At 70.2% G+C, this 14522-nt stretch carries 13 protein-coding genes; 7 read left to right on the forward strand and 6 right to left on the reverse strand.

Annotation, left to right across the window (positions count from 1 at the left end):
- The first annotated feature begins 37 nt into the window (after positions 1–37).
- Both PWS46_RS02745 and PWS46_RS02750 read left to right on the forward strand, forming a co-directional pair.
- Complete coding sequence (locus tag PWS46_RS02745) at positions 38–970, forward strand: exopolyphosphatase (protein ID WP_434617711.1); 933 nt, start codon at positions 38–40, stop codon at positions 968–970.
- Positions 971–996: 26 nt separating this feature from the next.
- The gene (locus tag PWS46_RS02750; protein ID WP_434617714.1) at positions 997–1719 is read left to right on the forward strand and encodes a hypothetical protein; all 723 of its coding nucleotides are present in this window, start codon (positions 997–999) and stop codon (positions 1717–1719) included.
- A gap of 4 nt (positions 1720–1723) precedes the next feature.
- Here the strand turns inward: PWS46_RS02750 and PWS46_RS02755 are convergent, their stop codons facing one another.
- Positions 1724–2707, reverse strand: coding sequence for a CobD/CbiB family cobalamin biosynthesis protein (locus PWS46_RS02755; RefSeq protein ID WP_434617717.1), 984 nt, complete (start codon positions 2705–2707; stop codon positions 1724–1726).
- A 42-nt stretch (positions 2708–2749) separates the two neighbouring features.
- Positions 2750–3313 (reverse strand): ankyrin repeat domain-containing protein, encoded by a 564-nt coding sequence (locus PWS46_RS02760; RefSeq protein WP_434617720.1) that lies wholly within the window; start codon positions 3311–3313, stop codon positions 2750–2752.
- A 110-nt stretch (positions 3314–3423) separates the two neighbouring features.
- On the opposite strand from PWS46_RS02760, the gene PWS46_RS02765 reads away from it, so the two are divergent.
- Positions 3424–3582, forward strand: coding sequence for a hypothetical protein (locus PWS46_RS02765; protein ID WP_434617723.1), 159 nt, complete (start codon positions 3424–3426; stop codon positions 3580–3582).
- Positions 3583–3654: 72 nt separating this feature from the next.
- On the forward strand, positions 3655–4287 hold the full coding sequence (locus PWS46_RS02770; RefSeq protein ID WP_434617726.1) for a hypothetical protein: 633 nt from the start codon (positions 3655–3657) through the stop codon (positions 4285–4287).
- Between the two features lie 30 nt (positions 4288–4317).
- Here the strand turns inward: PWS46_RS02770 and PWS46_RS02775 are convergent, their stop codons facing one another.
- The 3 genes from PWS46_RS02775 to PWS46_RS02785 are packed head-to-tail and all read right to left on the reverse strand — an operon-like array spanning position 4318 to position 10876.
- On the reverse strand, positions 4318–5715 hold the full coding sequence (locus PWS46_RS02775) for a DUF1329 domain-containing protein (protein WP_434617728.1): 1398 nt from the start codon (positions 5713–5715) through the stop codon (positions 4318–4320).
- The gene (locus PWS46_RS02780) at positions 5712–8432 is read right to left on the reverse strand and encodes an ATP-binding protein (protein ID WP_434617731.1); all 2721 of its coding nucleotides are present in this window, start codon (positions 8430–8432) and stop codon (positions 5712–5714) included. Before PWS46_RS02780 ends, PWS46_RS02775 begins: the two co-directional genes overlap by 4 nt.
- A complete protein-coding gene (locus PWS46_RS02785) occupies positions 8429–10876 on the reverse strand; it encodes an ATP-binding protein (RefSeq protein WP_434617734.1) in 2448 nt (815 codons plus the stop codon). Before PWS46_RS02785 ends, PWS46_RS02780 begins: the two co-directional genes overlap by 4 nt.
- 358 nt (positions 10877–11234) lie before the next feature.
- Here PWS46_RS02785 and PWS46_RS02790 point away from each other — a divergent pair, with 358 nt between their 5' ends.
- The 3 genes from PWS46_RS02790 (at position 11235) to PWS46_RS02800 (ending at position 13662) form a co-directional block, all read left to right on the forward strand.
- Positions 11235–11549, forward strand: coding sequence for an STAS domain-containing protein (locus PWS46_RS02790; protein ID WP_434617737.1), 315 nt, complete (start codon positions 11235–11237; stop codon positions 11547–11549).
- An 87-nt stretch (positions 11550–11636) separates the two neighbouring features.
- Positions 11637–12464 (forward strand): ATP-binding protein, encoded by an 828-nt coding sequence (locus PWS46_RS02795; protein ID WP_434617740.1) that lies wholly within the window; start codon positions 11637–11639, stop codon positions 12462–12464.
- 10 nt (positions 12465–12474) lie between these two features.
- Positions 12475–13662, forward strand: a complete 1188-nt coding sequence (locus PWS46_RS02800; RefSeq protein WP_434617743.1) for a PP2C family protein-serine/threonine phosphatase — start codon at positions 12475–12477, stop codon at positions 13660–13662.
- Between the two features lie 6 nt (positions 13663–13668).
- On the opposite strand, the gene PWS46_RS02805 is transcribed toward PWS46_RS02800, so the two are convergent.
- Positions 13669–14457 carry an NAD kinase gene (locus tag PWS46_RS02805; protein WP_434619880.1) on the reverse strand — a complete coding sequence of 263 codons (789 nt, stop codon included), beginning with the start codon at positions 14455–14457 and terminating at the stop codon, positions 13669–13671.
- Between the last annotated feature and the right edge of the window lie 65 nt (positions 14458–14522).

Consider the following 14522-nt stretch of genomic DNA (forward strand, 5'->3'; position numbering starts at 1 on the left):
ACGCGCTCAACCATGACGGTCGCCAGGGGAATCTTGCATGTCCGACGCCGCGAAATACCGCCTCGTTACCCGGTCCGACTTCGACGGGCTCGTCTGCGCCGTCCTGCTGAAGGAACTGGGCATCCTCGACGAGATCAAGTTCGTCCATCCCAAGGACATGCAGGACGGCAAGATCGAGATCACCGGCCGCGACATCACCACCAACCTGCCTTATGTCGAGGGCGCTCATCTGGTCTTCGACCATCACCTGTCGGAGACCATGCGCGTCGGCGAGAAGCCGAACCACATCATCGACCCCAAGGCCCCGTCGGCCGCCCGCGTCGTCTATGATTACTATGGCGGGAAGGAGCGCTTCTCCACCATCTCCGACGAGATGATGCTGGCGGTCGATCAGGCCGACTCGGCGCAGTACCAGCGCGACGACATCCTGAACCCCACCGGCTGGACCCTGCTGAACTTCATCATGGACGCGCGCACCGGCCTGGGCCGCTTCCGCGAGTTCCGGGTGTCGAACTACCAGCTGATGATGGACCTGATCGACTACTGCCGCAGCCATTCCATCGCACAGATCCTGGACCTGCCGGACGTGAAGGAGCGGGTGGAGCTTTACACCCAGCATGCAGAGCTGTTCGTCGACCAGCTGAAGCGCTGCGCCACCGTGCACGGCAACGTCGTCGTGCTCGACCTCCGCAAGGAGGAGACGATCTATGCCGGCAACCGCTTCATGATCTACGCGCTGTTTCCCGACACCAACGTCTCGATCCACGTCCTGTGGGGCCTGAAGCAGCAGAACACCGTGCTGGCCTGCGGCAAGTCGATCCTGAACCGCAGTTCGAAGACCGACATCGGCCCGCTGATGCTGCAATATGGCGGCGGCGGCCATCAGGCGGCCGGTACCTGCCAGGTCGACAACGACCGGGCCGAAGAGGTATTGGAGGCCATCGTCGCCCGCATGCGCGCGGACGGCTGACACGCCACCGACCGGATCCTGAGCGATTGAGCGCCTTTCCTCCCTTCCCCGACGGCACCCTGTTCGACGCCGGCTGGCTGTCCGCCCTGTCCGACGAGGTGCCGAGGGCGGAGGCGCTCGACCGCGCCCGCCCGGTGGTGGCCGCTGCCATCGCCCGCACCGACGCGGCCGGGGCGGCGGCGCTGGCCCGCATCGACGCGCTGGTGAGGGGAGCGGCGCTCGACGCCATCCCGGCCCTGCTGGCGGCGGAGACGGCGGAATTGCCCGACGCCGCCGCGACCGCCGAACGCTCCATCCACGACCTGATGAGCCGCGTCGCCTACAAGCGGCGCGAGCTGATGCCGCTGTTTCCCGACCTGATCGAGCGGGTCGCCGCCGTCCATGCCGCGGCGGTGCAGGCCTGCGGTGCGGCGCGCTGGCGGTTGATGGCGGCACGGGCGCGGATGCAGCCGGGCCGGCCGTCCAGCCCGATCCAGGGCGCCGGCACCCGCTATGTGAAGAGCGATCGCTTCGACGCCCGCGCCGCCGAGAGCCTGCCCGCCATCGACCGCACCCGCGCCGACCGCATCCTGAAACGGCTGGGCGAGGCTCCGGTGCCGGACGAGCTGGAGCTTCGCCCGCTGGACGACGGCGACGACCTGTGGACGATCAAGGCCGGCGGGATCAGCCGCTTCATCCTGCGGGTCGAACGCGACCGGCGGGGACCGTTCTACATGGTTGAGGATGTCGGGCCGCAGGCGGCCGGCTGACTCCTTAAATCCCCGCCACGCCCCACAGCAGCAGCGCCACCAATCCGACCAGCAGCAATGCTGCGACGGCCGATAGAGCGAGCGCTCGCCCGATGTCGGCGGGGGTGGCGCGGGCGCGGCCGTCGCCGATCCAGTTCTCGGTGATGACCACGCCGCCGTCGCGGTGCGGCCCGCCCAGCGCCAGACCCAGCGCGCCGGCCATCGCGGCGATGGGCCAGCCCATGTTCAGCGACGGGTGCTTGCGCGCGTCGCGGCCCAGCGCGCGGAGAGCGGGGCCGGCCTTGGCGGTGCCGATGAAGGGGGCGGAGAGCGCCAGCAGCAGCCCGGCCAGCCGGGCGGGCAGGGCGTTCAGCGCATCGTCCAGCGTCGCCGCCGTCAGGCCGAAGCGGCCATGGCGGACGCCGGGGCTGCCCAATGCGGCGTCGGCGCCATCCAATGCGGTCCAGACGAACAGGCCCGGCACGCCGAGCAGGGCATAGCCGAAGACCGGCGCCACCAGCTTGCGGTCGAAGGCGCGGGCAGCGGCCTCCACCGCCGCGCGGGCGATGCCGTGCTCGTCCAGGCCGTAGACATGGCGGCGGGTCAGCGACTGGATCGCCTCCTGTCCGGGAACCAGCCCGCCGCTTTCCAGGGCGCGGCGCACCGCGCGGATGCGCGTCCAGGCGGCACGGCCGCGCAGGCCGCAGAGCAGGGCCAGCAACTCCACCATCCAGCCGCGGCCGATGGAGCCGATCCATTCGATCAGCAGCCCGGCCGCCACCGCGATCAGCACCAGCGCCAGCACCACCAGCGCCCCGCGGATCACCTGGGCCGACTTGCCCCGCTCCGCCCGGTTCAGCCGGGCATCGGCGGCGTTGCAGAATCGCCGCGCCAACCCCGCCGGGTCGGGCAGGATGCGGTCCAGCCAATCGCCGAACAGCGCGTCGATCCCCAGCGCCAGCAGCAGGAGCAGCAGCGGGCCGGGACCGCCGAAGGCCGAACCGAACATGAGGTCTCCGCGAAGTAGAATCCGACCGCCAGCGGACGGGAATCAGCGCGCGCCGGCCTGGCGCAGCAGGGTGCCGACGCGGGCGTTGCGGCTGTCCTGCGCCCAGTTCAGCGCGGTCCTGCCGGTGAAGTCGGAACGGTCGACCTGCGCCCCGGCCTTCAGCAGACGGTCCACCACGTCGGCCCGGCCGCTGCGGGCGGCGACCATCAGCGGGGTCATGCCCTCGCGGTTCTCCATGTCGACCTTGGCGCCCTTCTTCAGCAGCAGGTCGATCAGATCCGGATTGCCGTTCTCCGCCGCGGCCAGCAGCGGGGTGTTGCCCGCCTTGTCGGCGCGGTTGACGTTGGCGCCGCTCTCCAGCAGCAGCTTGGCGATGGCCGGGCTGGAGCGATCGACGGCGGCCAGCAGCGCGGTCTTGCCGTGGATGTCGGCCTGATTCGGGTTCTCGCCCCGCAACAGGGCGCCCTTCGCCTTGGCGACGTCGCCGTCATTGACCGCCTGCATCAGCCCGGTGTCCTGGAACAGGCTGATCTGGGCGAAGGCCGGGGCGGCGGAGCCGGCGGACAGGCCGGCGGCGAACAGGGTGGCGAGCAGGAGCCGCTTCATGGCGGGTATCCTTCCTTGACAGCAGGGGTGCCGGATACTAGCCAAAAGACAGGTGCTTTTGCCAGATCGGCATTCATCGCCATGCCTGCTGCGTCGACAGGTTGAAGCTCATGCTCCGCAATCCGCTGGCCCGCCACATCGCGCTGTTCCTGCTGGTGAAGGCCGTGCTGATCGGGTTGGGCCTGTGGTGGTTCCTCAGCGCCATGCCGGAGCCGCGCGGCATGGTGCCCCCGCCTGTCTCATCATCGGTCACATCATCGCGACCCTGAGCGGAACCTTGCATCCGGTTTCCGGTTGGATTCGGATTGTTCGGACTTCCCGCGAAGCGAAGGGGTGGAGGCATGATCGAGAGCCGCGACCAGAACCCGACCACGATCGATTCCAGCGCCTGGACGGGCGACAGCGGAACCGCCGGCGCAGATGCTGCCGTGCGCGAGGCCGTGGCGGTCTTCGACAGCCGCGAGGCCCTGCAGGGCGCCATCGACGACCTGACCCTGGCCGGATTCCAGCGCCACGAGTTGAGCGTGCTGGCCAATGACGAGACGATCCGCGACCGTCTGGGTGGCGTGCCCGGCGATGTCGGCAACCTCGCCCACGATCCCGACGCGCCGCGGCAGGCCTACATCTCGCCGGAGGATGTCGGCAGCGGCAAGGGCGCCGCGGTCGGCTTCCCCGCCTATGTCGGGGCGATCATCGCCACCGGCGCGGTGCTGGCCACCGGCGGTACGGCGCTTGCCGCCGCCGCGGCCGCCGCGGCTGCCGGTGTTGGCAGCGGCGCGGCGGGGTCCTTCCTGTCGCAATGGATCACCGACAAGCGCAACGAGCCGATGCTGCAGCAGCTCGACAAGGGCGGCATCCTGCTGTGGGTCAATGTCGGCGACGCCGCGCGCGAACGCATCGCGCTGGAGGTTCTGAACCGCCACGCCAGCCACCCGGCCGAGGTTCACGAGGTCCGCCAGACCGGGTCCGAGTGATCGCTTCGGAGCGATCGCGTTGCGGGGCCATCAGCCCCGCCGGCCGCGGCGGACCAGGGCGTCGGGGGTGAAGTCCTGCGGCGTCAGCGGCGCGCCGAACATCGGCGGGGGCAGGCCGTTGTCCAGGCCGCGGGCGGTGTAGCGGTCGGCGGTCAGGTCAAAGGCGAACTCGACCGCCGGTGACAGGGCTGGGACCTGCCAATGCTGCACCGGGTGCGCCTCGGCGTAGCGCAGCAGGTCGCCCTTGCCGTTGTAGTGTTCCGACGCCAGGATCTGCCAGCTGTCCTCGTCCAGGTAATAGGTGCGGTCGGGCAGGGCGTGCTGGAAGTTCGGCTTCAGCCGGGCATCGACCACCCAGACCCGGTGCATCTCATAGCGCAGGAACTGCGGATTGGGATGCCCCGGCCACAGGATGTCCCGCATCGTCAGGCCGGGGTTGGACAGCCGGTAGGCATTGTAGGGCATGTACATCTCGCGCCGCGTCACCAGCGTGTAGTCGAAGCGGTCGAGCGCGCCGCTGAACATGTCCAGCATGTCGGCGGTGCAGATGCCGCCCGTCACCGGGTCCGGCGTGTCATAGGCGAAGTCGGGCGCTCTCACCACGCGGCCGCGCTCCCCTTCCCGCGCCCAGGCGTGGGTGCGCGCGGCGATGGGGTCGAGGGTCCCCTGCAGGATCAGGCTACTGCCGGCCTGCTCCCTCGGTTCCAGGATGGTGCGGCGATAGAGCAGCGGCGGTGCCGTCATGTCGCCGTCGGCATAGGGGGAGGCGAATTCCTCCATCAGTTTCGTTATCGAACGGTTGCCGTCGCCGGACTGGACCGCGGTCAGGCTGGTGCGCGCCACGCTGCCGCCGCGCCAGCGCAGCTTGTGGTTCCACATCGCCTGCACGCCGTTGGCCGGGATGGGGAAGGGCACGCCGACCGACGCGTCGCGCAACGCCAGTCCGTTGTCGCCGAGCGTGGCGCGGTCGGCGTTGGCGAGCGTGGCGTCATAGATCCGCTGCGGTGCGGCGGCGCTGCGGTGGCAGGGGAACAGCGCCAGTTCGAAGCTTTCCCGATATTTCGCCAGCAGCGCCTGCTGCCCGGCGGTCAGCCGGACCTTGTAGCGCTCGACATCGGCGGCGCCGACGGTGAACCAGCGGACATCCTCGATGTAGGGATCGGGCGGCGGCCGGCCGGGCACGTAGCCGCGCGGCGCGGCGGTCAGCCCCCCGGTCCAGGGCGGGATCGCCCGCGTGCGGTTGCCGGCCCGCACCGCGCCGAAGGGCGTCAGCTCCTCGCCAAGCCGCGGCACGCCGACATCGGACGGAGCGACATCGGGCGGAGCGACCTGGGCGAAGGCGCGTGGTGCGGCGGCCGTGGCGGCAGTCCCCAGCAGCAGGCCGAGAGCCTCCCGCCGGCCGGGCCGGAAATCCGTCGTATCGCTCATGCCGTCGACTGCTCCGTTCCGGCAAGTTCCTGTTCGATGGCGTCGCAGGTCGCGGCGAAGCTGTCGCGCAGCCGGTCGGCCGCCTCCGTCAGCCGGTCGGGCGGGGCGCCTTCGGTGGCGGCCTGTTCCAGAAGCCGGGCCGCCTCCGCCAGCGGCTTGGCGCCGGCGTTGCGGGAGGAGCCCTTCAGATTGTGGGCGCAGGCCCGCACCCAGTCACGGTCGCGGTTGCCGAGCGCCGTCCCCAGGTCGGCAAGCACGCCCCGGCCGATGGTGACGAAATCGTTCAGCAGCTCCGCCAGCATCGCCGCATCGCCGCCGCACAGCGCGCGCAGATTGGCGAGATCGACCAAGGCGCCGCTGTCGGCCCTGGCGGCCGCGGTGGCGGTGGCCACAGGCGGCGCCGATGCCGCATCGGGCATCGCGGCATCGGCCGGAACCGGCGGCATCCAGCGGGCGAGCGTTACCGCCAGCTGCGACAGTTCCAGCGGCTTGCTCAGCACGTCGTCCATGCCGGCGGCGCGGTAGCTCTCGATATCGGCCGGTGCGGCGTTGGCGGTGATGGCGACGATGGGCAGGCGGCTGCCCGCGCCGGCCGACGCCTCGCCGCTGCGGACCTGACGGGTCAGTTCGAACCCGTCGATCTCCGGCATCTGGACGTCGGTCAGCAGCATGGCATAGCGGCGCCGGCCCTGCCGCATGGCCTCCAGCGCCTCCAGCGCCTCCGCCCCGCCCGGCGCCATCTCCGCGGCATAGCCCAGAGCCTGCAACTGCATCTGCAGGACCTTGCGGTTCACCGGGTTGTCTTCCGCCACCAGGATCAGCCGCCCCTGGGCCATCGCCTCCTCGACGGTGGGGGCGGCCGGGCCGTTGGCAGGACTGTCCGTGCCGCGCCCGGCCCTGGTCGGGGACTGCGCCGTCGGGGAACGGTCGGAACCGGTTTGGGCCGCCGGCTGGGAAGGGCACAGACGCCCCGCGGCGATGGCCACCGCGCGCAGCAGCACCAGCCGGCGCAACGGCCGGCTCAGCACCATCGTGCCCGGCTCCGCCCCCCGCATGCCGGGAAGGGAGTCGGGACCGGGCTTTCCGCCGGTTTCGTGGCAGAGCAGGACCACCGGCGGCCGGGCCTCGCCGCTGCGTCGGCCCAGTTCCTCCGGTGCGCAGGCGGCGGCGGGGACGTGCAGCGCCTCGTCGATGGCGACCACTCCGACCGCGCAGCCGGCCTCCCGCGCGATGCGGGCCTGGGCCGCCAGTTCGGGCGGCGTGGCGGCGGGCAGCACGCGGGCGCCGGCCTGCTCCAGATAGCGGGCGAGGAAACCGCGCTCCATGTCGTCGGGCACGCCCAGCAGGACCGTCAGCCCGTCCAGCCCGATGGCGTCCTGTCCGTCCTCCCCCGACGCCGGATCGCCGACGCGGTCCGTCGGCAGGCGCAGCCAGAAGGTGGAGCCTTCGCCGGGCTTGCTCTCCACCCCGATCTCGCCGGCCATCAGCGCCGCCAGCCGCCGGCTGATCGACAGCCCCAGCCCGGTGCCGCCGAACCGCCGGGTGGTCGAGCTTTCGGCCTGGGTGAAGGGCTGGAACAGGCGCTGGCAGCTGTCCTCGGCGATGCCGATGCCGGTGTCGGACACGGCGATGCGCAGCAGCGGCCCGGCCTCTGTCGCGTCGCTCCGCGTGCCGGCCGGCTCCATCTCGGCGCGCAGCACGACGCGCCCCGCGTCGGTGAACTTGATGGCGTTGCCGGCCAGGTTGAACAGGATCTGGCGCAGCCGCACCGGATCGCCCATCACCGCCTGCGGAATGGCCGGGTCCACATAGGTCAACAGCGTCAGCCCCTTCGCCCCGGCGGCCGGCGCCAGCGTTTCCGCCACCCCTTCGACCAGGGCCGGCACCGACAGCGCCACCCGCTCCAGGTCCATCTTCCCGGCTTCGATCTTCGAGAAGTCCAGGATGTCGTCGATGATCCGCAGCAGGGCGTTGGCCGATTCGCGCATGGTGCCGACGGTGTCGCGCTGCTGCTCGTCCAGGTCGGTGCGTTCCAGCAGGCCCAGCATTCCCAGCACCCCGTTCATCGGCGTGCGGATCTCGTGGCTCATGGTGGCGAGAAAGGCGGATTTGGCCCTGGTCGCCTCTTCCGCCTGCTCGCGGCTCTCGCGCAGCTCGCGCGTGCGCTCCGCCACCCGGGTTTCGATCGACTGGATCTGGTCGAAGGCGCGCAGGGCCGCAATCACCGCGGTGAACAGGCTTTCGGCCGACAGATCGGCCTTCGGCTTGTAGTCGTTGATGTCGTAATCGACGATCACGTCGCGCTGCGGCGCCTGTCCCGGCTGACCGGTGCGCAGGATGATGCGGATGTCGCGGTTGCCCAGCTCGTCGCGGATCCAGCGCACCAGCTTCAGGCCGGAATCGTCCTCCTCCATCACCACGTCCAGCAGGATCACGGCGATGTCGCGCCGGTGTTCCAGCACGTTGCGGGCGTCCGCCGCGGTGAAGCTGCTGATCAGGTCCAGCCGCCGCCGCTGGAAGGTGACGTCGGCCAGCAGCAGGCCGGTCATGGAATGCACGTCGGACTCGTCGTCGACCACCAGGATCGGCCAGGGTGGTGCCGCCGGGTCGACGATGGCCGCGCGCGCCGCCGCCGCCGCGCCATGCCCGTCCGCAGCGCCGTCCGCCTCTTCGTCGGCGAACAGAATCTCGTCGTCGTCGTAGGCGCCGCTGCTCATGCGGGTTCCTTCTCCTGCGATGCGGGCTCCAGCGATACGGGCTCCAGCGAAAGGGGCGTCGTCGTGAGCGAAGCTGTGGGGGGCGAGGCTGCTGCTGCGGTCTTCGGGATGCGCAGGGTGAAGGTAGTTCCATCGCCGGGAACGCTGTCAACCGAGATCCGCCCGCCCAGCGACTGCGTCACCAGATTGAAGACGATGTGCAGCCCCAGCCCGCTGCCGCCCGACCCGCGCCGCGTGGTGAAGAAGGGCTCGAACACCTTCGGCAGGTTCTCCGCGGGGATGCCGACGCCGTCGTCGGCGAAGCGGATTTCCACCTCGCCGTCCGCCGTCTCGTCCACGTCGATGACCATGTGCCCCTTGCTGTCGGCCGGAAAGGCGTGGGTCAGCGCGTTCATCACCAGATTGGTCACCACCTGGCTCAGCGCGCCGGGGAAGCTGTCCATCACGATGCCGGGCGAACAGGCGATGGCGACGCGGTGGCGGCTCTTGCGCAGGGTGGGGCCGAGCGAGGTCACCACCTCGTCCAGATAGGCCAGCAGGTCGAAGCGGCGCCGCTCCTCGCTGGTCTGGTCGACGGCGACGCGCTTGAAGCTCTGGATCAGTTCGGCCGCGCGGGTCAGGTTCTGTTCGATCAGGCGGGAGGATTCGCCGGCGGTGGCGACATAGGCGGCGAGGTCCGACTTCTTCATCGTGCCGCCTTCGAACGCGTCGGCCAGCATCGCCGTCCGTCCCGACAGGTGGGTGGCGCAGCCGAAGGCGATGCCGATGGGGGTGTTGATCTCGTGCGCGACGCCGGCGACCAGCAGGGCGAGCGAGGCCATCTTCTCCGCCTGGACGAGACTGGCCTGGGTCTCCTTCAGGTCGGCGTAGGCGCGTTCCAGTTCCTGCATCGCATTGAAGATCTCCTCGGCCGAGCGCGCCTCCACCGTCACGTCGGTCAGGGTGCGGACGAAGCCGCCCTCCGGCAGCGGGTTGGTGCGCACCTCGACGATGCGGCCGTCGGGGCGGCGGCGCTTGAAGGTGAAGGGCTGGTCGATCATCCCCGCCGGCTCGCCCAGCGGGATCCCGAACCCGTCGTCGGGTTCCGCTCCGGCGCTCCCCAGACCGGCGCTCCCCAGACCCGCGCCCCCGAGCCCGGTTCCGAAACTCAGATACAGGTCGGGATCGTCGCCCATCTCGCCGAACTCGCCCTGGCGGCGCTGGATCGCCACGATGTCGGCGAAGCGCGGGTTGCCGGACAGCACCTCCGGCGCGATGTTCAACAGTTCCGCGGCCCGGCGGTTGGCCGTCACCACCCGCCCGTCGCCGTCGACCTTGATGATGCCCTGGTCGGTGTTGTCCAGCGTCACCTGCAGCACGTTGCGTTCATGCGCCAGATCCAGCTCTGCCCGCACCCGCTCGGTGACGTCGGACATGGTTCCGGTCAGGCGCAGCGCGCGGCCGTCGGCATCGCGCTGGGCGGTGGCGCGATCCTCGATCCAGGCCCATTTCCCGTCGCGCCGGCGCATGCGGTAGACGGCGGTGTAGGCCATGGCGTGATCGCGCAGGCGCCGCCGCGATTCGGCCATCACCCGATCCGCCTCGTCCGGGTGCAGCAGCGAGGACCAGGTCGCAGCCGTCATCGGCAATTCGCTGGAGCCATAGCCGAGCAGGGCGGGAAACTCCTTCGACCACCAATAATGCCCGGTGTGCAGGTCATAGTCCCAGACGGAGGACCGGGTCGCGGTGATCGCCAGCGCCAGCCGCTGCTCGCTCTTGCGCAGGGCGGCCTCCTCTTGCCCCAGTCGGGCGAGCATCGCATTGTAGGCCTGGATCACCCGGCCCAGCTCGTCGGCGGCGCCCCAGTCCACCGGCTCGTGCCCGCCGCCGCGCTCCGCTTCCAGGATGGAGGCGATCAGCCGCCCTAGCGGGCGCCCCACCGTCAGCCGCAACGCGGCCAGAGCCGCCGCGATGGTGCCGGCCAGCATCAGCAGAAGCAGTGCCGCGGTGTTCATCACCTCCTGCCGCAGCTGTTCGCGCACGACGTCCTGGCTGTAATGCAGCGTGAGAGTGCCGACCTGGAGATTTTGCACGCGGATCGTGCGACGCTCGACATGGGCGTCGTCGCCGGCCCGGCAGTCCGATTCCGGCCAGACGAACCGACCCTCCGCCAGATCGTCGCTGACCTCGACGCAGACCAGTTCCCGGTTGGCGCCGATGGCCTGGATGACGTTGCGGATCGCCGGGACGTCGAAGGTCCACAGGCTGTTGGTCAGCGCCGCCGCGTTGACGTCGGCGATGGTCGCCACCTTCTCCCGCAGCCCGGCCTGAAGATCCTTGTAGCGGTCGTAATAGAACAGGGCGGAACACAGCGAGACGGCGACCACCAGACTCGGCACCAGGATCAGAAGGAACTTGGCCGATACCGTCGGGACACGACGCCACGCCTCAGCGATCCTGGTCATGCGTTGCCGTTCCGGAGGTTCGGGGTAAGGGCGGTTGGACGGGACGTGCGGAACGGGCGGGAGCCCGGCGGTGGACGTCCGCGGCCGGTGTGTCTGGAGCCGGCGCTGCCGGTTCGGCACGCGGCGCGCGTGCCTTCCCGGATATGTTCTACTCCGTTGCGTGCAACCCGTCCATGGGGGTGAATCCCGAGGCCGGCGATGAAAGCGGCGGCGCCGCCGCCGGGGAAATACTGCGCAGCCTCAGCATCGGCACTTGAGACAAGATGGCGGAATGCACTACTGTGCATAAGCAATATGCCTGGGTTCCACGCGCATTCGTATGGATGCGGCCAGGGCTGCGGACCGGTTGAGGGGATTTATGGATTTCAAGACGACCATTACAGGCGATGCGACCGAGCTGAGGCTGACGGGCCGCCTGGAGTTCACCGACCACGACAAGTTGCCCGACATCGTCGAACTGCTGGATCAGATGGCGGGGACGGGCAGGCGTCGCGTGGTCATCGACATGTCGGCGCTGGAGTTCATCGACTCCGCCGGTCTCGGCATGCTGCTGATCCTCCAGGAAGAGGCCGAGAGCCGCGAAATCAAGATGGTTGTCAGCGGCCCGGCGGGAGACGTCAGGCGGTCGATCGAACTCGCGCGGTTGAGCGAGATCATCACCATCGAGCCCTGAGCGGCCGAATTCGAACCACGGGGACGGACCGATCCGGTCCCGCCCTCCCGCCCGCCTGCCGGTTTCCGTCCGATGGGAGTTTGCCGCATGGACGCCGCTCACCACGACCGCAGGGCCGAGCCTCCGGCCGACGCGGCTTTGCGTGGCTTCAGCCTGTTGCGCGACCGGGTGCCTGCCGATATGGCCGCCCGCGTGGCCGCACGCTTCGGGGGAGCGGACCAGCTTCCGGCGGATGTCTCCGCGGCACCGGCCGGACGGGCGGACGAACCGCCACGCGAACCTGTGGTGGAAACGCTGCTGATGGACCGGGCGGACCGCGACCGGCTGCGCGCCGCCTTCGACCGCGGCCCGTTCCTGACCGTGGAACTGGGTGAGGGCGCCGACGAAGCGGCGGCCCTGCTGGACGACTGGTCGGGCGCTCCGGCGGCGGACCATCCGGACCTGCCCGGATTCTATCTGTCGCTGACCACCGGCAGCGCCTATGGCCTGCAATGCCCTGTGCTGATCTGCGATGAACTGGTGCGGCGGGGGGCGCTCGACCCGCAGCGCCGCTCCAATGTCGAACTCTGCCTGCACGAGGCGGTCGCCAACGCCATCGTCCACGGCAACCTCGGCCTTTCCAGTTCGGTGAAGGGGGAGCCCGGCGGCTACCGCCGCTTCAGCGAGATGATGCGCGACCGGCTGGGCGACCCCGCCGTGGTTCGGCGCCGGCTGGACATCTTCTGCCGCTGGAACGGGCGCAGCATCGCCATCGCGGTGGTGGACCAGGGCGGCGGCTTCGACACCGAACTGGCTCCGGCCGTCAGCGGCAACAAGGCGCGGTCGGGCCGCGGCTTCGTCTTCATGCGTACGCTGGCCTCGCGGGTGACGGTGACCGACGGCGGGCGCTGCACCGTCCTGCAGTTCGACCGCTGACGGAGCGTCCATGGCCGGGCCTGCCCTGTCGCTGTCGGACTGCCGCGTCCTGATCGTCGACGACAACGAATTCAACCGCAAATCCCTCGCCCTGGTGATCCGCCGCGCCGGCATCACCGACATCGCCTTCGCCGAGAATGGCCGCGAAGGGCTGGCGGCCGTCGACCGTTTCCGCCCCGACCTCGTCCTGCTCGACGTCGACATGCCGGTGATGAACGGCTGGGAAATGTGCGAGGCGCTGCGCCGCAATGCGACTCATGAGGAGCTGCCGGTGCTGTTCCAGACCGCGCTGGACAGCGACGAGGAGCAGGTGCGCTGTTTCGAGGCCGGCGGCAGCGACTTCATCTCCAAGCCGATCAAGCCGGGCGAATGCGTGGCCCGCGTCCGCCACCAGTTGGAGAAGCGCAAGCTGTTCGGCGACCTTGCCGCCTTCCGCGAGCGGGTCCAGCGCGAGCTGTCGCATGCCCGCGCCATGCAGACCTCGCTTCTGCCGGAGAACCGCCGGCTGGCCGAGGTGGCCGACCGCTACGGGCTGACGCTGGACGCGCATTTCGAGACGTCGTCGGAGCTTGGCGGCGATTTCTGGGGTCTCTATCCGCTGGGCGACCGGCGGCTGGGACTGTTGATGGTCGATTTCGCCGGGCACGGCATCACCGCGGCGATCAACACCTTCCGCCTGCACACGCTGATCGACCGCTTCCCGATGCAGCACATGGCGCCGTCGCAATGGCTGGCGCAGTTGAACGCCGCCTTGAAGGACGTGCTGCCGACGGGGCAGTTCGCCACCGCCTTCTTCGGCATCCTCGACCTTGCCATCGACACGCTGACCTTCGCCGCGGCTGGTTCGCCCAACCCGGTGCTGGGGACGCCGCCCGCCACCAGGGGAAACGCGCCGGACATCCGACTACTCGATTCGGCGGGGCTGGTGCTGGGGGCCTCGCGCCGGGCGCAGTATGTCGACCAGAGCCATCGCCTGCCGCGCGGCGGCTTCCTGTTCCTGTACAGCGACGCCCTGATCGAATGCGGCGGTGAGGAGTGCGGCCCTTTGGGGCAGGACGCGGTGCCCGACTTCGTCCGCGACGGGCTGGCCCGCGACCGCCAGCATCCGCTGCGTCCGATGATGGACCGCTTCTATGCCCGCACCAGCCTGCCGCTGCGCGACGATCTGACCGCCGTCTGGGTCGCCAGACGGGCATAAGAAGCGTCAGGGCGCGAACTGTTCCTTCAGGATGCGTTCCTCGAAATTCAGTTCGGGGTCGAACAGCAGGGTCAGGCCGACGTCGCGGCATTCCTGCACCTCGACCCGCAGGACCTCGCGCACCTCGGTGAAGTCGGCGACGGCGCTGACCGGGCGCTTGGTCTCCTCCAGCACGTCGAAGCAGATGCGGGCGGCATGGGGAAGCAGGGCGCCGCGCCAGCGCCGCGGACGGAAGGCGCTGATCGGGGTCAGGGCCAGCACGCCGGCGTTCAGCGGCACGATCGGGCCATGGGCCGACAGATTGTAGGCGGTGCTGCCGGCCGGCGTCGCCACCAGGGCGCCGTCGCAGATCAGCTCCGGCAGCCGGACCACCCCGTCGATGGTGATGCGCAGCTTCGCCGCCTGCCGTGTCTCGCGCAGAAGCGACACCTCGTTGATGCCCAGGGCCTCCACCCGCTCGCCATTGACCCGCGTCGCCACCATGCGCAGCGGGTGCAGGTGGACATGCTGGGCCGCGACGATGCGCTCCGCCAGATCCTCCTCGCGGTAGACGTTCAGCAGGAAGCCGACCGACCCCCGGTTCATGCCGTAGACCGGCGTCGGACGCTGGCGGTTGCGGGTCAGCGCCCGGTGCAGGGTCTCCAGCAGGAATCCGTCGCCGCCCAGCGCCACGATCACGTCGGCCTCGTCCGCGGTGGCGTTGCCGTAGCGGTGGACCAGCCGGGTGCGGGCCGCCCGCGCCTCGTCGGTATCGGCGCAGGCGAAGGCGATGCGCAGCGCGTCGGGCGCGGGCATCAGGGGCGCCTGCGCATCGGCGGAGTGGGGAAGGGCGGGCGCAGCGGCGGACTGCATGGCGACGG

The sequence above is a fragment of the Azospirillum sp. B2RO_4 genome, assembly GCF_051124815.1.
Taxonomy (GTDB): Bacteria; Pseudomonadota; Alphaproteobacteria; order Azospirillales; family Azospirillaceae; genus Azospirillum.

Excerpts from the sequence above, each read along its gene's own strand:
- PWS46_RS02770 (WP_434617726.1), top strand. The coding sequence starts at position 3,655 with ATGATCGAGAGCCGCGACCAGAACCCGACCACGATCGATTCCAGCGCC.
- PWS46_RS02800 (WP_434617743.1), top strand. The coding sequence starts at position 12,475 with ATGGCCGGGCCTGCCCTGTCGCTGTCGGACTGCCGCGTCCTGATCGTC.
- PWS46_RS02745 (WP_434617711.1), top strand. The coding sequence starts at position 38 with ATGTCCGACGCCGCGAAATACCGCCTCGTTACCCGGTCCGACTTCGAC.
- PWS46_RS02790 (WP_434617737.1), top strand. The coding sequence starts at position 11,235 with ATGGATTTCAAGACGACCATTACAGGCGATGCGACCGAGCTGAGGCTG.
- PWS46_RS02760 (WP_434617720.1), bottom strand. The coding sequence starts at position 3,313 with ATGAAGCGGCTCCTGCTCGCCACCCTGTTCGCCGCCGGCCTGTCCGCC.
- PWS46_RS02755 (WP_434617717.1), bottom strand. The coding sequence starts at position 2,707 with ATGTTCGGTTCGGCCTTCGGCGGTCCCGGCCCGCTGCTGCTCCTGCTG.
- PWS46_RS02785 (WP_434617734.1), bottom strand. The coding sequence starts at position 10,876 with ATGACCAGGATCGCTGAGGCGTGGCGTCGTGTCCCGACGGTATCGGCC.
- PWS46_RS02795 (WP_434617740.1), top strand. The coding sequence starts at position 11,637 with ATGGACGCCGCTCACCACGACCGCAGGGCCGAGCCTCCGGCCGACGCG.
- PWS46_RS02775 (WP_434617728.1), bottom strand. The coding sequence starts at position 5,715 with ATGAGCGATACGACGGATTTCCGGCCCGGCCGGCGGGAGGCTCTCGGC.
- PWS46_RS02765 (WP_434617723.1), top strand. The coding sequence starts at position 3,424 with ATGCTCCGCAATCCGCTGGCCCGCCACATCGCGCTGTTCCTGCTGGTG.
- PWS46_RS02805 (WP_434619880.1), bottom strand. The coding sequence starts at position 14,457 with ATGCCCGCGCCCGACGCGCTGCGCATCGCCTTCGCCTGCGCCGATACC.
- PWS46_RS02780 (WP_434617731.1), bottom strand. The coding sequence starts at position 8,432 with ATGAGCAGCGGCGCCTACGACGACGACGAGATTCTGTTCGCCGACGAA.